Raw genomic sequence first — 15,370 nt, 5'->3', positions numbered from 1 at the left:
CAAGGGGTGGACAGGCGCTGGCGTAGCATGACGGGAAATCGTCCGGTACCCCCCGCGGACTGGAACGGAAGGCCCCGCCGCGTGAATGCCACAGCACCACAGGAACCGCTCGACCCGCGGGACCGTCCCGCCCGCCTGAGCGTCGGCGTTGTCGGAGCGGGCCGTGTCGGTCCCGCTCTCGCGGCGTCGCTGCGGCTCGCGGGACACCGTCCGGTCGCCGTCTCCGGCGTCTCCGACGCGTCCGTGCGGCGGGCGGCCGCTCTGCTCCCCGACGTTCCCCTGGTGACGCCCGCCGACGTGCTCGCCCGCGCCGACCTGGTGCTGCTGACCGTCCCGGACGACGCCCTGCCCGCGCTCGTCGAAGGACTCGTCGAGACCGGCGCTGTCCGCCCGGGGCAGCTGCTGGTGCACACCTCGGGGCGTTACGGCACGAAGGTGCTGGACCCCGCCCGGCGAGCCGGTGCGCTGCCGCTCGCGCTGCACCCCGCGATGACGTTCACGGGGACGAGCGTGGACGTCCAGCGGCTGGCGGGCTGCTCGTTCGGCGTGACCGCTCCCGAGGAGCTGCGGCTTGCCGCCGAGGCGCTCGTCATCGAGATGGGCGGAGAGCCCGAGTGGATCGAGGAGGCGAACCGCCCGCTCTACCACGCGGCCCTCGCCCTCGGCGCGAACCACCTGGTGACCCTGGTCGCCCAGTCGATGGAGCTGCTCAGCAAGGCCGGAGTGGCCGCTCCCGACCGGATGCTCGGCCCGCTCCTCGGCGCCGCCCTGGACAACGCCCTGCGGTCCGGTGACGCGGCCCTGACCGGACCCGTCGCCCGCGGCGACGCGGGCACTGTCGCCGCCCATGTCGCGGAGCTGCGCAAGCACGCCCCGGGAACCGTCGCCGGTTATCTGGCGATGGCCCGCACCACCGCCGACCGCGCACTCGCGCACGGCCTGCTCAAGCCGGAGCTCGCGGAGGATCTGCTGGGCGTTCTTGCGGAGGATGACCAGCGATGAGCCATGGTTTCGAACTCGCTTTGGCCGTGGACGACCTGAACCGCGTCCTCGGCCTGCGCGCCGTCCCCGGCCGCACCGCCGTGGTGATGACCATGGGCGCGCTCCACGAGGGCCACGCCACCCTGATCCGCACGGCCCGCGCGCACGTCGGGCGCGAGGGTTTCGTCGTCGTCACGGTCTTCGTCAACCCGCTGCAGTTCGGCGCGGGCGAAGACCTCGACCGGTACCCCCGTACTCTCGACGCCGACCTCAAGACGGCCGAAGACGCGGGCGCGGACGCCGTGTTCGCCCCCTCGGCCGACGAGGTCTACCCCGGCGGCAAGCCACAGGTCACCATCGCCGCGGGCCCGATGGGGGAGCGGCTCGAAGGGGCCTCGCGCCCCGGCCACTTCGACGGCATGCTCACCGTCGTCGCCAAGCTGCTCAACCTCACGCGCCCCGATGCCGCCTTCTTCGGACAGAAGGACGCGCAGCAGCTGGCCCTGATCCGCCGGATGGCCGGCGATCTGAACTTCCCGGTCGAGATCGTCGGCGTACCGACCGTGCGGGAGCCGGACGGCCTCGCCCTGTCCAGCCGAAACCGCTATCTCTCCGCCGAGGAGCGCCGCACCGCCCTCGCCCTGTCGGGGGCGCTGTTCGCGGCCCGCGACCGGCTCACCGCCCAGCAGGCGCTGCGCGCGCGTGCCCAGTCGCAGCCCGCGTCGCAGTCCCGGGCAGCCGCGCTGTCCAAGCTCGGCGAGGCCCGCGCCGCGGCCGACGCGCACGCCGTTGCGCAGGCGGGACCGGGCGGCGCCGATGCCGTACGGGCCGCGGCCCGCGCCGTCCTCGACGAGGCGGCCAGGGCCAGGCCCCCGCTCGTACTGGACTATCTGGCCCTCATCGACCCGGCCGACTTCACCGACGTCCCCGACGACCACACCGGCGACGCCGTTCTGGCCGTCGCCGCCCGGGTCGGCACCACGCGGCTGATCGACAACATCCCCCTGACCTTCGGAGCCCCCGCATGACCGGAATACGGCTGAACGCTCCCGCCCCCGGCTGGGCCATCGACGCGGACGTCGTCGTGGTCGGCTCCGGCGTCGCGGGCCTGACCGCGGCGCTGTGCTGTGCAGCGGAGGGGCTGAGCACGGTCGTGGTCACCAAGGCCCGCCTGGACGACGGCTCCACGCGCTGGGCCCAGGGCGGCATCGCGGCGGCGCTCGGCGAGGGGGACACCCCCGAGCAGCATCTGGACGACACCCTCGTCGCGGGGGCGGGCCTGTGCGACGAGGAGGCGGTACGCACCCTGGTCACCGAGGGGCCGGGCGCCGTACGCCGCCTGATCGCCACCGGCGCCCACTTCGACACCTCCGACGCCGGCGAGATAGAGCTCACCCGCGAGGGCGGGCATCACCGGCGCCGCATAGCTCACGCGGGCGGCGACGCCACGGGCGCCGAGATCTCCCGGGCGCTGGTCGAGGCGGTGCGCGACGCGGGCCTGCGGACCATCGAGAACGCCCTGGTCCTGGACCTGCTGACGGATGCCGAAGGCCGTACGGCCGGTATCACCCTGCATGTCATGGGCGAGGGCCAGCACGACGGCGTCGGCGCGGTCCACGCCCCCACGGTCGTCCTGGCCACCGGCGGCATGGGCCAGGTCTTCTCCGCCACCACCAACCCCGCGGTCTCCACCGGCGACGGCGTGGCGCTCGCGCTGCGCGCCGGAGCGGAGGTGAGCGACCTGGAATTCGTGCAGTTCCACCCGACGGTGCTCTTCCTCGGCGCGGACCGCGAGGGCCAGCAGCCCCTGGTCTCCGAGGCGGTACGGGGCGAGGGCGCCCATCTCGTCGACGCGTCCGGGACCCGCTTCATGCTCGGACAGCACGAACTGGCCGAGCTCGCGCCCCGCGACATCGTCGCCAAGGGCATCATGCGCCGGATGCAGGAGCAGGGCGCGGCCCACATGTATCTCGACGCCCGCCACTTCGGCGCCGAGATGTGGGCCTCCCGCTTCCCCACGATCCTCGCCGCGTGCCGCGCCCACGGCATCGACCCCGTCACCGAGCCGATCCCGGTGGCCCCCGCCGCGCACTACGCCTCCGGCGGCGTCCGCACGGACCTGCACGGCCGCACCACGGTCCCGGGTCTGTACGCCTGCGGCGAGGTGGCCTGCACGGGCGTCCACGGCGCGAACCGGCTGGCGTCCAACTCCCTATTGGAGGGCCTGGTCTTCGCCGAGCGCATCGCCGCCGACATCGCGTCCCGTGCCCCGCTGCGGGCCGGTGCGCCCGCCGCGCCGACGACCCCCTCCGTACTGCCGCTCATCGCCCCCGAGACGCGCGCCGAGATCCAGCGGATCATGTCGCACGGCGCGGGCGTGCTCCGCTCGGCCGAAAGCCTCACCGCAGCCGCCGCCGCGCTCGACGCCGTCCACCGCGACGCCGTCGAGGGCCGCAACGGCTCCGCCGCCAAGACGGCCGAGCCCGGCGTCGAGTCCTGGGAGACCTCGAACCTTCTGTGTGTGGCCCGCGTGCTGACCACCGCCGCGCTGCGGCGCGAGGAGACCCGCGGCTGCCACTGGCGCGAGGACCGCCCCGAGCGCGACGACGCCCAGTGGCGCCGCCATCTCGTCGTACGTCTCGCCCCCGACCGGTCCCTCGTCGTCAGCCGCACCGAGAACACCGCATTCGCCCCGACCGTCCCCGTCGCCCCCAGGGAGCCCCAGCCGTGAGCACGCCCGAAGAACGTCCGCGTCCCGTGGACGTACCGCTGATCCAGATCGGCGCACCCGCCGCGGCCTCCACCGGCGGCTGCGGCGACGCGTGCGGCTGCGGAGGCGACGAGGAGGGGTACGACGACCTGGAGTGCGGCCTCGACCCCGGCCTCGCCCAGCTGCTGGCCGACGCGGGCCTCGATCCCGTACAGGTCGAGGACATCGCGCACCTCGCCCTCGCCGAGGACCTCGACGGCGGCGTGGATGTCACCACCGTGGCGACCGTCCCCCAGGACGCCGTCGCCACCGGCGACTTCACCGCCCGCGAGGCCGGTACGGTCGCGGGCCTGCGCATCGCCGAGGCCGTCCTGTCGATCGTCTGCACCGACGCCTTCGAGGTCGAGCGGCATGTCGAGGACGGCGAGCGCGTCGAGGCGGGCCAGAAGCTGCTGTCCGTCACCACCAATACCCGCGATCTGCTCACCGGCGAGCGCAGCGCCCTGAATCTGCTGTGCCGCCTGTCCGGCATCGCGACCGCCACGCGCGCGTGGGCGGACGTGCTCGAAGGCACCGGCGCCAAGGTCCGCGACACCCGCAAGACCACGCCCGGACTGCGCGCCCTGGAGAAGTACGCGGTGCGCTGCGGCGGCGGCGTCAACCACCGCATGTCGCTCTCGGACGCCGCGCTGGTCAAGGACAACCACGTCGTGGCCGCGGGCGGCGTGGCGGCGGCCTTCAAGGCCGTACGGGACGCCTTCCCCGACCTCGCCATAGAGGTCGAGGTCGACACCCTCCACCAGGTCCGCGAGGTCCTGGACGCGGGCGCCGACCTGATCCTGCTGGACAACTTCACCCCCGCCGAGACCGAGGAGGCCGTCGCGATCGTCGCGCACCGCGCCCTGCTCGAGTCCTCCGGCCGCCTCAGCCTCGACACCGCCCGGGCCTATGCGGAGACGGGCGTCGACTACCTGGCGGTGGGCGCGCTCACGCACTCCTCGCGGATCCTCGACATCGGCCTCGACCTGCGCGAGGCAGGCATCTGATGCTGCTCACGATCGACGTCGGCAACACCCACACCGTCCTCGGCCTGTTCGACGGCGAGGAGATCGTCGAGCACTGGCGCATCTCCACCGACGCCCGGCGCACCGCCGACGAACTCGCGGTCCTGCTGCAGGGCCTGATGGGCATGCACCCGCTGCTCGGCGACGAACTGGGCGACGGCATCGAGGGCATCGCGATCTGCTCCACCGTCCCCTCGGTCCTGCACGAACTGCGCGAGGTGACCCGCCGCTACTACGGCGACGTCCCGGCCGTCCTCGTCGAGCCCGGCATCAAGACCGGCGTGCCGATCCTGATGGACAACCCCAAGGAGGTCGGCGCGGACCGCATCATCAACGCGGTCGCCGCCGTCGACCTGTACGGCGGCCCGGCGATCGTCGTCGACTTCGGCACGGCGACGACGTTCGACGCGGTCAGCGCGCGCGGTGAGTACGCGGGCGGCGTGATCGCCCCCGGCATCGAGATCTCCGTCGAGGCGCTCGGCGTCAAGGGCGCCCAGCTCCGCAAGATCGAACTGGCCCGCCCGCGCAGTGTGATCGGCAAGAACACGGTCGAGGCGATGCAGTCGGGCATCGTCTACGGCTTCGCGGGCCAGGTCGACGGCGTGGTCCGCCGCATGAAGGTCGAACTGGCCGACGACCCGGACGACGTCACGGTGATCGCGACGGGCGGCCTGGCGCCGATGGTCCTGGGGGAGGCGTCGGCGATCGACGAGCACGAGCCGTGGCTGACGCTGATCGGGCTGCGGTTGGTGTACGAGCGGAACGTGTCGCGGATGTAGGCGGGGGCTTTCCCCGCCCCGCCCTCCCCCAGACTCCGTCCGGGGGGACCCCCAACCTCCTGCGCCTCAAACGCCGGACGGGCTGGAATGTGCGGCTCGGCCGCACATTTCAGCCCGTCCGGCGTTTGAGGACACGCGCGAAGCGCGTACGGGGGTCTGGGGGCTTGCCCCCAGTTCGGGAAGGGGCGGGGCGGGGACAAAGCCCGCCGCAGGCGCACCCCCCGCCCCCGCCCTGCGGCACCGCGCACCCCGACCGCCCAAGCCAGCGGCAGGCGCCCCGCCGCGCCCGGGTTCGCGGAATTAACCCGATTTTGTCCAAGTCGCACGTATCGTCGCCCCATGCCCACGCCATACGGATCCCGCGGCGGCATGGCCTTCAGCGCAGACGAGCTGCGTGTGCTCCGACGCGCCCTCGCCAGTGCCCTCCATCCCGCCCCTCTCGCCGACGAGGACGTCCAGGACTGTCTGCGTCTGGCCGATTCCGTTGACGAGGCGGTACGCGAGGCCGGCCGGCTGCGTACGTTTCTCCTCGCCGACCTCGCCCGTTACCGCGAAGCGCTCCCCGGCTCGGCAGCCGGCTATCTGGAGCTCCTCCAGGACGCCCTGGCCGCCGGCTACGACCCCCGCCCCGAGGATCTGGCCGCGCTGCGGACCCTGCGCAGTCATCCCGTCGGTGCCGCCGTGCTGCGCCGCTGCCAGACGCTCGCGGAGCACTCCGTACGCGCCCGGCTGGCCGGCCGCGCGGTACGGACCGGCTCGCGCGCCCCGGCGGGCGCCCCGACGCCCCGCACCCGACTCCATGCGCTCCCCGGCGGCCGGGCGGCCGACGAGCCGAAGCCGCAGCACAAACCCCGTGAGAAGCCCCAGCAGGAACCGCAGCCCAAGGCGCCCGCACCCGGCGAGCGCCCGGTGCCCAAGCCCTCCGAGGTCTTCCCGCCCCGCCGCAAGCCCGTCCCCCCACCGGAACAGCTCGCCGCGGGCTAGCTACTCTGTGAGCCATGGACTACGTATCCGCGCTCCTGCCCCCCGTGGTGATGGCCATCTTCTTCACCTTCCTGGTCGTGACGATCGTCAAGAGCCAGGGCGGCCCGAACAAGGCGAAGGAAGACGCGATCGTGGACGCCGCGCTCGCCCGTGCGGCATCCACCCGCCAGGCCGGCCGCGACGACTGACGTTCACCGGCGGACCCCTTCGCACCGAGGACGTACGGCATATTTCCCGCCGTGCGTCCTTTTTGCTGCGGCAATAACAGGCCATTCCGGCACAACTCGCACTATGGTGGCGCTGTGCCCCGCCAATTGGGAGAGCTGGAAGACGCCGTCATGACTCGCGTCTGGCAATGGAACCGGCCGGTCACCGTCCGGGAAGTCCTTGAAGACCTTCAGCAGGAACGGTCCATCGCCTACACCACCGTCATGACCGTAATGGACAATCTCCATCAGAAGGGCTGGGTGCGCAGGGAAGTCGACGGCCGCGCCTATCGATATACCGCGGTCTCCACCCGCGCCGCCTACGCGGCAGCACTGATGAACGAAGCCTGGTCCCAGAGTGACAACCCCGCCGCCGCGCTGGTCGCCTTCTTCAGCATGATGTCGCCCGAGCAGCGCGAGTCCCTGCAAGCCGCGGTCCGCATGGTTCAGGACGCCGAGGCCCCCGAGGGCGGTACGCCGCCGGGGCGATAGCGTCGGGCCATGCCTTATGCCGCAGCAAATGCCATCACCGTCAGGCGAGCCCGGACCAGCGATGTGCCCGAGGTCCGCCGACTCGTCGACCCGTACGTGAGTGAAGGCATCCTGCTCGACAAAGCGACGGTCACCCTTTACGAAGACATCCAGGAGTTCTGGGTCGCGGAACGCGACGAGGATGCCCGAGTGGTCGGCTGCGGCGCACTGCATGTCATGTGGGAAGACCTCGCGGAAGTACGCACTCTCGCCACCGATCCCGTCTTCAAGGGCACCGGCATCGGTCATCAGGTGCTCGGCAAGCTGCTGCAGACCGCCCGCTGGCTGGGGGTGCGCAAGGTTTTCTGCCTCACCTTCGAAGTGGACTTCTTCTCGAAGCACGGCTTCGTCGAGATCGGTGAGACTCCGGTCGACGGAGATGTCTACAGCGAGCTGCTGCGTTCCTATGACGAGGGCGTCGCCGAGTTCCTCGGGCTCGAACGAGTGAAGCCGAACACCTTGGGCAACAGCCGGATGCTTCTGCACCTGTGATCACCGAAGAGTCGGAACCCTATGTCCGAATCGCGCATGTTTCCCGCGTTCTTGAGGTTCTGAACCTCTCCCGAGGGTTTGTGTTTTCCAGGGAAAAGCGGTTTCCTTTCCGCGTACTGCATTTTCGATGAAAGGAAATCCGGTGGCACAGAAGGTTCAGGTCCTTCTTGTCGATGACCTCGACGGCGGCGAGGCGGACGAGACCGTGACGTTCGCTCTGGATGGCAAGACCTACGAGATCGACCTCACCACCGCCAATGCGGACAAGCTCCGTGGTCTCCTCGAGCCGTACGCCAAGAGCGGTCGGCGCACGGGTGGCCGCGCCGCGTCCGGCCGTGGCAAGGGTCGTCCCGCCGCGGGCGGTAACAAGGACACCGCAGAAATCCGCGCCTGGGCCAAGGCGAACGGCTTCGAGGTGAACGACCGCGGCCGTGTCCCGGCCACGGTTCGTGAGGCTTACGAGAAGGCCAACGGCTGAGTATTAGTGCGCGGCGTATTCGTACGCAGCAATCGGGCCCGGTGACACTCGGTCGCCACTGTGTCCACGAGTCGTACGAGATCGGGGCTGATACCCCCACCTGTTCCGGCACTGCGCCCGAAAGGGGCCAGAGCCGGCAGCGTCGGCTCCACCTCGCGCCCCGGCACGGGGGGTCGCAGCCATACGGCGGCCCCCCGCGAGCCAGGCCATCCGGGCGGCGGCGGGGCGGTCATCAGTCCGCCCGCGCCGATGGCGGTCAGATCGAGCGCGATCCCGCCCCACTGAAGCCAGTCGAGCAGACCGGGCAGTTCCTCCGCGCTTCCCGCGGCCACCAGGAACCGCATTCTGCGCCCCATCAGAACCACCGGCCCGGCCGTCTCCGTACGGCGCAGCACGGCCGCGCCCGCGTCCGCAGGCAGCTCCAGCACATCGAAGCGCAGCCCGGTGAGCAGCCGCACCGGCGACCCCTCCGCGGCGGCCCAGCCGAGTTCGTTCTCGTACCACCGCGCGGCACTGCCGTCGCAGGACGCGCGGGGAAGCGGGACGATGGAAGCCATACCCCCGGGAACGGGAGAGCCGCCCCGGGAGTTACGCAGAGTGTGAGTGCGATCGCACAGGGTGTCTGAGTTGAGGGCGTATGCGTGCTTCAGCAGGCGCAAGGTTGTTCGCCCGTAGCTGAGGGAACCGGTGCGCGCCGCATGGAGTGTCAATGCTTGCGGGTAAGACATTCCTAGTGGGGAGGGGCGACACGCTCGCAGGTACGGTCTCACGTTCGCCATCGGCGTAGCGGTGGTGAGGGTAACTGCCTGGCCTGCGGGAACATCGTCTCGCACCATCGGGTTGAGCAGTTGTCGGCGTTCAGCGGTCAGGAGGCCACAGACGGGTGTCGGCAGTTGGAATGAGCGGTCCCCGCTTGCGGGACTAAGCTGCGGAAGGACAGGGAGGGGACCGACCCCTTACTGCCTGACCGCTCTGAGGAGCGATTAACGATGTTCGAGAGGTTCACCGACCGCGCGCGGCGGGTTGTCGTCCTGGCTCAGGAAGAAGCCCGGATGCTCAACCACAACTACATCGGCACCGAGCACATCCTCCTGGGCCTTATCCACGAGGGTGAGGGTGTCGCCGCTAAGGCCCTGGAGAGCCTCGGGATTTCGCTCGAGGCGGTCCGCCAGCAGGTGGAGGAGATCATCGGGCAGGGCCAGCAGGCTCCGTCCGGGCACATCCCCTTCACCCCCCGTGCCAAGAAGGTCCTGGAGCTGTCGCTCCGAGAGGCCCTTCAGCTGGGCCACAACTACATCGGCACGGAGCACATCCTGCTCGGCCTGATCCGCGAGGGCGAGGGCGTCGCCGCCCAGGTCCTCGTGAAGCTCGGGGCCGATCTCAACCGGGTGCGGCAGCAGGTCATCCAGCTGCTCTCCGGCTACCAGGGCAAGGAAGCCGCCACGGCAGGCGGCCCGGCCGAGGGCACCCCCTCGACCTCGCTCGTCCTGGACCAGTTCGGCCGGAATCTCACCCAGGCCGCTCGTGAGTCCAAGCTCGACCCGGTCATCGGGCGCGAGAAGGAGATCGAGCGGGTCATGCAGGTGCTCTCCCGCCGTACCAAGAACAACCCGGTTCTCATCGGCGAGCCCGGCGTCGGCAAGACGGCGGTCGTCGAGGGCCTGGCCCAGGCCATCGTCAAGGGCGAGGTGCCCGAGACCCTCAAGGACAAGCACCTCTACACCCTGGACCTCGGCGCGCTGGTCGCCGGCTCCCGCTACCGCGGTGACTTCGAGGAGCGCCTGAAGAAGGTTCTCAAGGAGATCCGCACCCGCGGCGACATCATCCTGTTCATCGACGAGCTCCACACCCTGGTGGGTGCGGGTGCCGCCGAGGGCGCGATCGACGCCGCCTCGATCCTCAAGCCGATGCTGGCCCGTGGTGAGCTGCAGACCATCGGCGCCACGACGCTGGACGAGTACCGCAAGCACCTGGAGAAGGACGCCGCGCTCGAGCGCCGCTTCCAGCCCATCCAGGTCGCGGAGCCGTCGCTGCCGCACACCATCGAGATCCTCAAGGGCCTGCGGGACCGCTACGAGGCCCACCACCGCGTCTCCATCACGGACGAGGCGCTGGTCCAGGCCGCGACGCTGGCGGACAGGTACATCTCGGACCGCTTCCTGCCGGACAAGGCGATCGACCTGATCGACGAGGCCGGTTCCCGGATGCGCATCCGCCGGATGACCGCGCCGCCGGACCTCCGCGAGTTCGACGAGAAGATCGCGGGCGTCCGCCGCGACAAGGAGTCGGCGATCGACTCCCAGGACTTCGAGAAGGCGGCCTCTCTCCGCGACAAGGAGAAGCAGCTGCTCGCCGCGAAGACCAAGCGCGAGAAGGAATGGAAGGCCGGCGACATGGACGTCGTCGCCGAGGTCGACGGTGAGCTCATCGCCGAAGTCCTCGCCACGGCGACCGGCATTCCCGTCTTCAAGCTCACCGAGGAGGAGTCTTCCCGGCTGCTGCGCATGGAGGACGAGCTCCACAAGCGCGTCATCGGCCAGAAGGACGCCATCAAGGCGCTCTCGCAGGCCATTCGCCGTACGCGAGCGGGTCTGAAGGACCCGAAGCGCCCCGGTGGCTCGTTCATCTTCGCCGGCCCGTCCGGTGTCGGTAAGACCGAGCTCTCCAAGACGCTCGCCGAATTCCTCTTCGGCGACGAGGATGCGCTGATCTCCCTCGACATGTCGGAGTTCAGCGAGAAGCACACGGTTTCGCGTCTCTTCGGTTCCCCGCCCGGATACGTGGGTTACGAAGAGGGCGGCCAGCTCACCGAGAAGGTGCGCCGGAAGCCGTTCTCCGTCGTCCTCTTCGACGAGGTCGAGAAGGCCCACCCCGATATCTTCAATTCCCTTCTGCAGATCCTGGAGGACGGTCGGCTGACCGACTCCCAGGGCCGCGTCGTGGACTTCAAGAACACGGTCATCATCATGACGACCAACCTCGGGACCCGGGACATCTCGAAGGGCTTCAACCTGGGCTTCGCGGCGCAGGGCGACGTCAAGTCGAACTACGACCGGATGAAGGTCAAGGTCAACGAAGAGCTGAAGCAGCACTTCCGGCCCGAGTTCCTCAACCGTGTCGACGACACCGTGGTCTTCCACCAGCTGACCGAGGAAGACATCATCCAGATCGTCGACCTCATGATCGCCAAGGTGGACGAGCGCCTGAAGGACCGCGACATGGGTCTGGAGCTCAGCCCCACGGCCAAGTCGCTGCTCGCCAAGAAGGGCTACGACCCGGTTCTGGGCGCCCGGCCGCTGCGCCGGACGATCCAGCGCGAGATCGAGGACATCCTGTCGGAGAAGATCCTCTTCGGCGAGCTGCGCCCCGGTCACATCGTGGTCGTGGACACCGAGGGTGAGGGTGAGGAGAAGAAGTTCACCTTCCGCGGCGAGGAGAAGTCGGCGCTGCCGGACGTTCCTCCGATCGAGCAGGCGGCCGGCGGAGCCGGGCCGAACCTGTCGAAGGACGCGTAAGCGTTCTGAGTGTCTGAAGGGGCTGCCCCGGACCATTTCGTACGGTCCGGGGCAGCCCCTTTCTCTGCCTGCGCGGGTCAGACGCCGCCGCAGGGTGCGGGAACGCCATTGAGGCGGACCGTAAGACCGGGATGGCCGAGCAGGGGTCCCAGATCCTGCTCCTGGCTCGCGGCGGCAGGCGGGATGAGGTCCAGCTCGGAGAGCGAGGGAAAGATCGTGCGCAGGACGCCGAGGTCCCCTACACGGTCACCGACCCAGAGAGTCAGTTCGCGTACGGCGGGAAGGGGCGCCTCTGCGGACAGGGTCTCCGCGGAGCCGAGCGTCAGGCCGAGCCTGGTGATGCCCGCCCGTCCGCGTACGTAGGACAGCGCCTTCTTGATGGAGGTGTGGGGTGAGAGCAGTTCCAGGTGGGTCAGTGACGGCCAGTTGTCCAGGCGGTCGAAGCCGGACACGTCCTCTGCCTCGATGCGCAGGGACGTCACGCCGCGGTGCACGGGTATGAACGCGAGGTGCATGTCCACCTTTCGGTGAAGCCGCAGGGAACGCAGTCCGGCAATCGCCTGCAGGCTGGGCAGATCCGTACCGTTGAAGGTGCGAACCTCCAGTCCGAGCCTGTGCAGCAGAGGAAGCCGATCGAGCGCGGAGAAGTCCGAGAGCCTGTCGCAGGCGGCCAACTCCAGGTCCTGGAGCTCATCCGCGTCGTCGCTCAGCACAGAGAGGTCCGTCAGTTCGCTGTTCTCGGCCAGGCTGAGGCCGACAACTGCCCGGCCGCGCAGGGCAGCCCGGAGCTCTGCCTCTTCGAAGTCACCGCGGAAGATCAGCCTGCGGGCATCCGGCAGGCGGTGAAGCTGGGTGAGTTGGCTCCGCGTCTCGACTGCGAGCCCGATACCCCTCAGATCGATCCGGCTGAGCACTTCGCGTGCGTACTCCTCGGCCGGGAAGCTGGACCACGCGTAGGCGAACTCATGGCGCGCCCCGGGGTGGGCGACGGCCCATGCGCGTGCGTGGGGGACGGCCTCGGGTCCACCGATCTCGAAGATGAGGCCGATGGCGCTCAGAACTTCGTCTCCTCCGTCCTCCGGGCTCGGCAGCAGGTTGAGTACGGACGGGCCGAGGCGGGCCAGTACGGGAGCGAGGCCGGGCTCGCGCGGTGGCAGCAGCCCGGTGATGTGCTCACGCATCCGCCCGGCGGTCCGGGCGTCCAGGTATGCGGCGTGATGGGCGCACAGCGCGGCGAGCACATAGGTCTTCGCTCGTGCCGCGCCTGAGTCCTCCCGGGCACCCGCGTCCAGCAACCCATGGACCAGTGAGGACAGTTCACGACGGCCACAGTGGCCCGAGGCAAGCAGGATCACGTCCTGCCACTGCTGCTCCGAGGCATGCCGCAGCAGTTCGTTGAGATGGCCGTCTTCGACGAACTCCTTGGCAGCCAGGAAATCCTGGAAGGTGCGGTGGGCGAACTGGAAGGCATCCTCGGCCCGTTCCTGGAGCAGACCGCTGCGGTTGAGCAGGTGCTTCAGCACATCCTCCGGGGCACCCTGGCCGCGTATGCCCTCCATGCCCGGCAGTGCCCGCTGCAACTGGCGGACGGCCTGTTCCTGGGAGAACTCCGACTGGCCTTCCCGTACCAGCCACACAGCAATGCGCTGGAGCAGTTCGGTGGACTCCTCGATGCTCATCCTGATGCCCTCGGCCGCGCCCAGCCTGCGCCGCTTGTCGCGGTTGCCGAGGAGCATGTCCAGAGCAGCCTGGTAGAGCTTCCACCGGGTGTCCGGGAGGAAGCCCTGGCGCAGCCGGTGCAGGGCGCAGATGACCGCACACAGAAGCGGGGTCCGGGCCAGATCGATCAGAGCCGGGTTCTGCCTGAGCTGCCGCGACAGGTCCCGCTCCAGCGCGTCGATGTCCTCGAGGGCTTCGCAGTCCAGTCGGGCAGCCTCGTGCCAGGCCGCCACGAACGCCTGGATGTCCTCGGTGCCCATGGGGAGCAGCCGCAGTTCTTCGAAGCCGTCGGACTTCAGCCAGTCCGATTCGACAGCGAGCGGGCGCACGGTCGCAACACAGCGGTTTCTCGGGAAACGTGCGAGCAGATCGGTGAGCCAGCGGTGCGCCGCGGCGCGGTCGTCCTGCGGTACCTCGTCCACGCCGTCGACGAGCAGCAAGGCGCGGCCCGCCTTGAGGACTCGGCCTACCCAGCCCTGCGGAGCCTCGTCGACCGGGAGATGCGCCGCCGTCGGCAGCTGGGACGGGGCCGGGAAGGCACCACCGTGGGCGCGGAGGGTGCGCAGGGGGACGACGAAGGGCACCATGCCGTTGAGGTCGGCGAGTTGCTCTCCGAGGTCACCCACCGCCGCGTGCGCGGCCAGCCACCACACGAGGGTCGTCTTTCCTGCGCCGGCGTCGCCGCGGATCAGCACCCGGGGGCGGGAAGCCAGGAGGGTGTCGATGCGCTGCGGTGCTCGGCTGACGGTGGAAGGGCCGCCCATGGTGCCCTCCTTGTGCTTGGGCTGGGCCTCCAGGCTCAGATATGCAGTGTCCAGATCCCAGGTGGAGTCGCGCTTGTTCAGCTCGTCCAGGCCGAAGATTTCCGTCTTGCGGTACGCGACCCCCACCGATTCCGTGTAGTCGCGTTCGAACTGCTGGTCCCTGCGATGCAGCTCCGTGACCGGTTCCGCGATCGGTGGCGCGGTCGACGGCGCGTACGACTGAAGGAAGCCTTCCGAGGCGAGCACCTCGGCCAGGGGCGTGCACTCCAGCCGCTGGTGTCGGCGGCCGTGTGGCACCTGGGTCGTGATGCCCAGCAGTACCGCTCCCGCAAAGAGCGGTGCGCCCGACAACCCCGCCAGAGGGGAGGAGCCGTCCGTCCGCTCGGCAGCGGGCGGACGGTCCAGCTCGCACACGAGCACCCGGCGCAGGGCGCCCGCAGCCGGGAGGACGGTGCCGGTGAATTGGTCGAGGTCCAGATGGCGGTCCGGGCCGAAGCGCTGGATGTCGGGAAAACCGAGGACCTCGCAGCCGGACAGCGCCTGCGCGGTTTCGACGTTGCCCAGGCGAAGTTTTCCCCGCAGCAGGGAGGTGGCCGATTGCAGCAGGGACACATCGAGCGATTCGTCCGTCCAGACCGTCTTGCACGGATGTTCGCCCGTTGCGGGATGCAGGACCTGTGCCCCGGCGCCGCCGCCCAGGACATGTGCGCAGGTCAGCACCAGCCGGGGCGACAGGATCACCCCACTGCCCTGCCGCCCGCCCGACACCACGGCGACGACGCGCTCGGGCGTCGTGGGCAGCCCGCTCACGGGCGGCCGGGCACCTGGCCGAAGCGGCTGGAGCTGCCCGCGCTGTTGTTGCCAACCTTCCACGGCTCGCCGGTTACCGCATCCCGGGGCTTGAGTGTGAAAGCGACCTTGTGGGTGTGCCCGGTGGTGCGGGCACCGTCCGCGCCCCCTTCGACCACCCAGGCCTTCACCTTCAGGCCGCCTCTGGCCTCCTTGCGGAGCTCGATCGTGAACTCCATCTGGATGTCGCCCACTTCGAAGGCCAGGGGCTGATCTGTGGCCCGTGTCGCCGCGTCGAGTAACTGGTCGCGTACCGACTGGATCGCGTCGGCGAGCTCGATGTCCGTCATGGCCCGGA

At 70.0% G+C, this 15,370-nt stretch carries 14 protein-coding genes; 11 read left to right on the top strand and 3 right to left on the bottom strand.

The features are described from left to right. The first annotated feature begins 81 nt into the window (after nt 1-81). The 10 genes from OHA61_RS16220 (at nt 82) to OHA61_RS16175 (ending at nt 8,225) form a co-directional block, all read left to right on the top strand. The gene (locus OHA61_RS16220; protein ID WP_361912537.1) at nt 82-1,002 is read left to right on the top strand and encodes a DUF2520 domain-containing protein; all 921 of its coding nucleotides are present in this window, start codon (nt 82-84) and stop codon (nt 1,000-1,002) included. Continuing rightward, complete coding sequence (panC, locus tag OHA61_RS16215; RefSeq protein ID WP_406303602.1) at nt 999-2,009, top strand: pantoate--beta-alanine ligase; 1,011 nt, start codon at nt 999-1,001, stop codon at nt 2,007-2,009. The genes OHA61_RS16220 and panC overlap by 4 nt, the downstream gene beginning before the upstream one ends. Beyond that, on the top strand, nt 2,006-3,712 hold the full coding sequence (locus tag OHA61_RS16210) for an L-aspartate oxidase (RefSeq protein WP_406303601.1): 1,707 nt from the start codon (nt 2,006-2,008) through the stop codon (nt 3,710-3,712). Before panC ends, OHA61_RS16210 begins: the two co-directional genes overlap by 4 nt. After that, nucleotides 3,709-4,737: a carboxylating nicotinate-nucleotide diphosphorylase gene (gene nadC / locus OHA61_RS16205; protein ID WP_406303600.1), complete on the top strand. Its 1,029-nt coding sequence runs from the start codon at nt 3,709-3,711 to the stop codon at nt 4,735-4,737. The genes OHA61_RS16210 and nadC overlap by 4 nt, the downstream gene beginning before the upstream one ends. Continuing rightward, entirely contained in the window at nt 4,737-5,534 is a 798-nt protein-coding gene (locus tag OHA61_RS16200; protein WP_324980175.1) for a type III pantothenate kinase, read from the top strand. Before nadC ends, OHA61_RS16200 begins: the two co-directional genes overlap by 1 nt. 369 nt (nt 5,535-5,903) lie before the next feature. Next, entirely contained in the window at nt 5,904-6,518 is a 615-nt protein-coding gene (locus OHA61_RS16195; protein ID WP_406307381.1) for a hypothetical protein, read from the top strand. A gap of 14 nt (nt 6,519-6,532) precedes the next feature. Further along, nucleotides 6,533-6,706: a hypothetical protein gene (locus tag OHA61_RS16190; RefSeq protein ID WP_266479660.1), complete on the top strand. Its 174-nt coding sequence runs from the start codon at nt 6,533-6,535 to the stop codon at nt 6,704-6,706. Nucleotides 6,707-6,820: 114 nt separating this feature from the next. Beyond that, the gene (locus OHA61_RS16185; RefSeq protein ID WP_324980006.1) at nt 6,821-7,216 is read left to right on the top strand and encodes a BlaI/MecI/CopY family transcriptional regulator; all 396 of its coding nucleotides are present in this window, start codon (nt 6,821-6,823) and stop codon (nt 7,214-7,216) included. 9 nt (nt 7,217-7,225) lie between these two features. Continuing rightward, nucleotides 7,226-7,747, top strand: coding sequence for an amino-acid N-acetyltransferase (locus OHA61_RS16180; protein WP_324980009.1), 522 nt, complete (start codon nt 7,226-7,228; stop codon nt 7,745-7,747). Between the two features lie 142 nt (nt 7,748-7,889). Continuing rightward, nucleotides 7,890-8,225 carry an Lsr2 family protein gene (locus OHA61_RS16175; protein ID WP_142214397.1) on the top strand — a complete coding sequence of 112 codons (336 nt, stop codon included), beginning with the start codon at nt 7,890-7,892 and terminating at the stop codon, nt 8,223-8,225. On the opposite strand, the gene OHA61_RS16170 is transcribed toward OHA61_RS16175, so the two are convergent. Next, nucleotides 8,204-8,782 carry an SCO3374 family protein gene (locus OHA61_RS16170; RefSeq protein WP_361912554.1) on the bottom strand — a complete coding sequence of 193 codons (579 nt, stop codon included), beginning with the start codon at nt 8,780-8,782 and terminating at the stop codon, nt 8,204-8,206. The genes OHA61_RS16175 and OHA61_RS16170 overlap by 22 nt on opposite strands. A 432-nt stretch (nt 8,783-9,214) precedes the next feature. Between OHA61_RS16170 and OHA61_RS16165 the strand changes: the two genes are divergently transcribed. Continuing rightward, the gene (locus OHA61_RS16165; RefSeq protein ID WP_266479644.1) at nt 9,215-11,740 is read left to right on the top strand and encodes an ATP-dependent Clp protease ATP-binding subunit; all 2,526 of its coding nucleotides are present in this window, start codon (nt 9,215-9,217) and stop codon (nt 11,738-11,740) included. Between the two features lie 77 nt (nt 11,741-11,817). On the opposite strand, the gene OHA61_RS16160 is transcribed toward OHA61_RS16165, so the two are convergent. Further along, the gene (locus OHA61_RS16160) at nt 11,818-15,033 is read right to left on the bottom strand and encodes an NACHT domain-containing protein (RefSeq protein WP_406303599.1); all 3,216 of its coding nucleotides are present in this window, start codon (nt 15,031-15,033) and stop codon (nt 11,818-11,820) included. Continuing rightward, nucleotides 15,030-15,362, bottom strand: a complete 333-nt coding sequence (locus tag OHA61_RS16155) for a trypco2 family protein (protein WP_406303598.1) — start codon at nt 15,360-15,362, stop codon at nt 15,030-15,032. Before OHA61_RS16155 ends, OHA61_RS16160 begins: the two co-directional genes overlap by 4 nt. Between the last annotated feature and the right edge of the window lie 8 nt (nt 15,363-15,370).

It is taken from the genome of Streptomyces sp. NBC_00885, assembly GCF_045207475.1.
Taxonomy (GTDB): domain Bacteria; phylum Actinomycetota; class Actinomycetes; order Streptomycetales; family Streptomycetaceae; genus Streptomyces.
The sequence above is the reverse complement of the archived record's forward strand: the minus strand, read 5'-3'. Positions and strand labels throughout refer to the sequence as shown.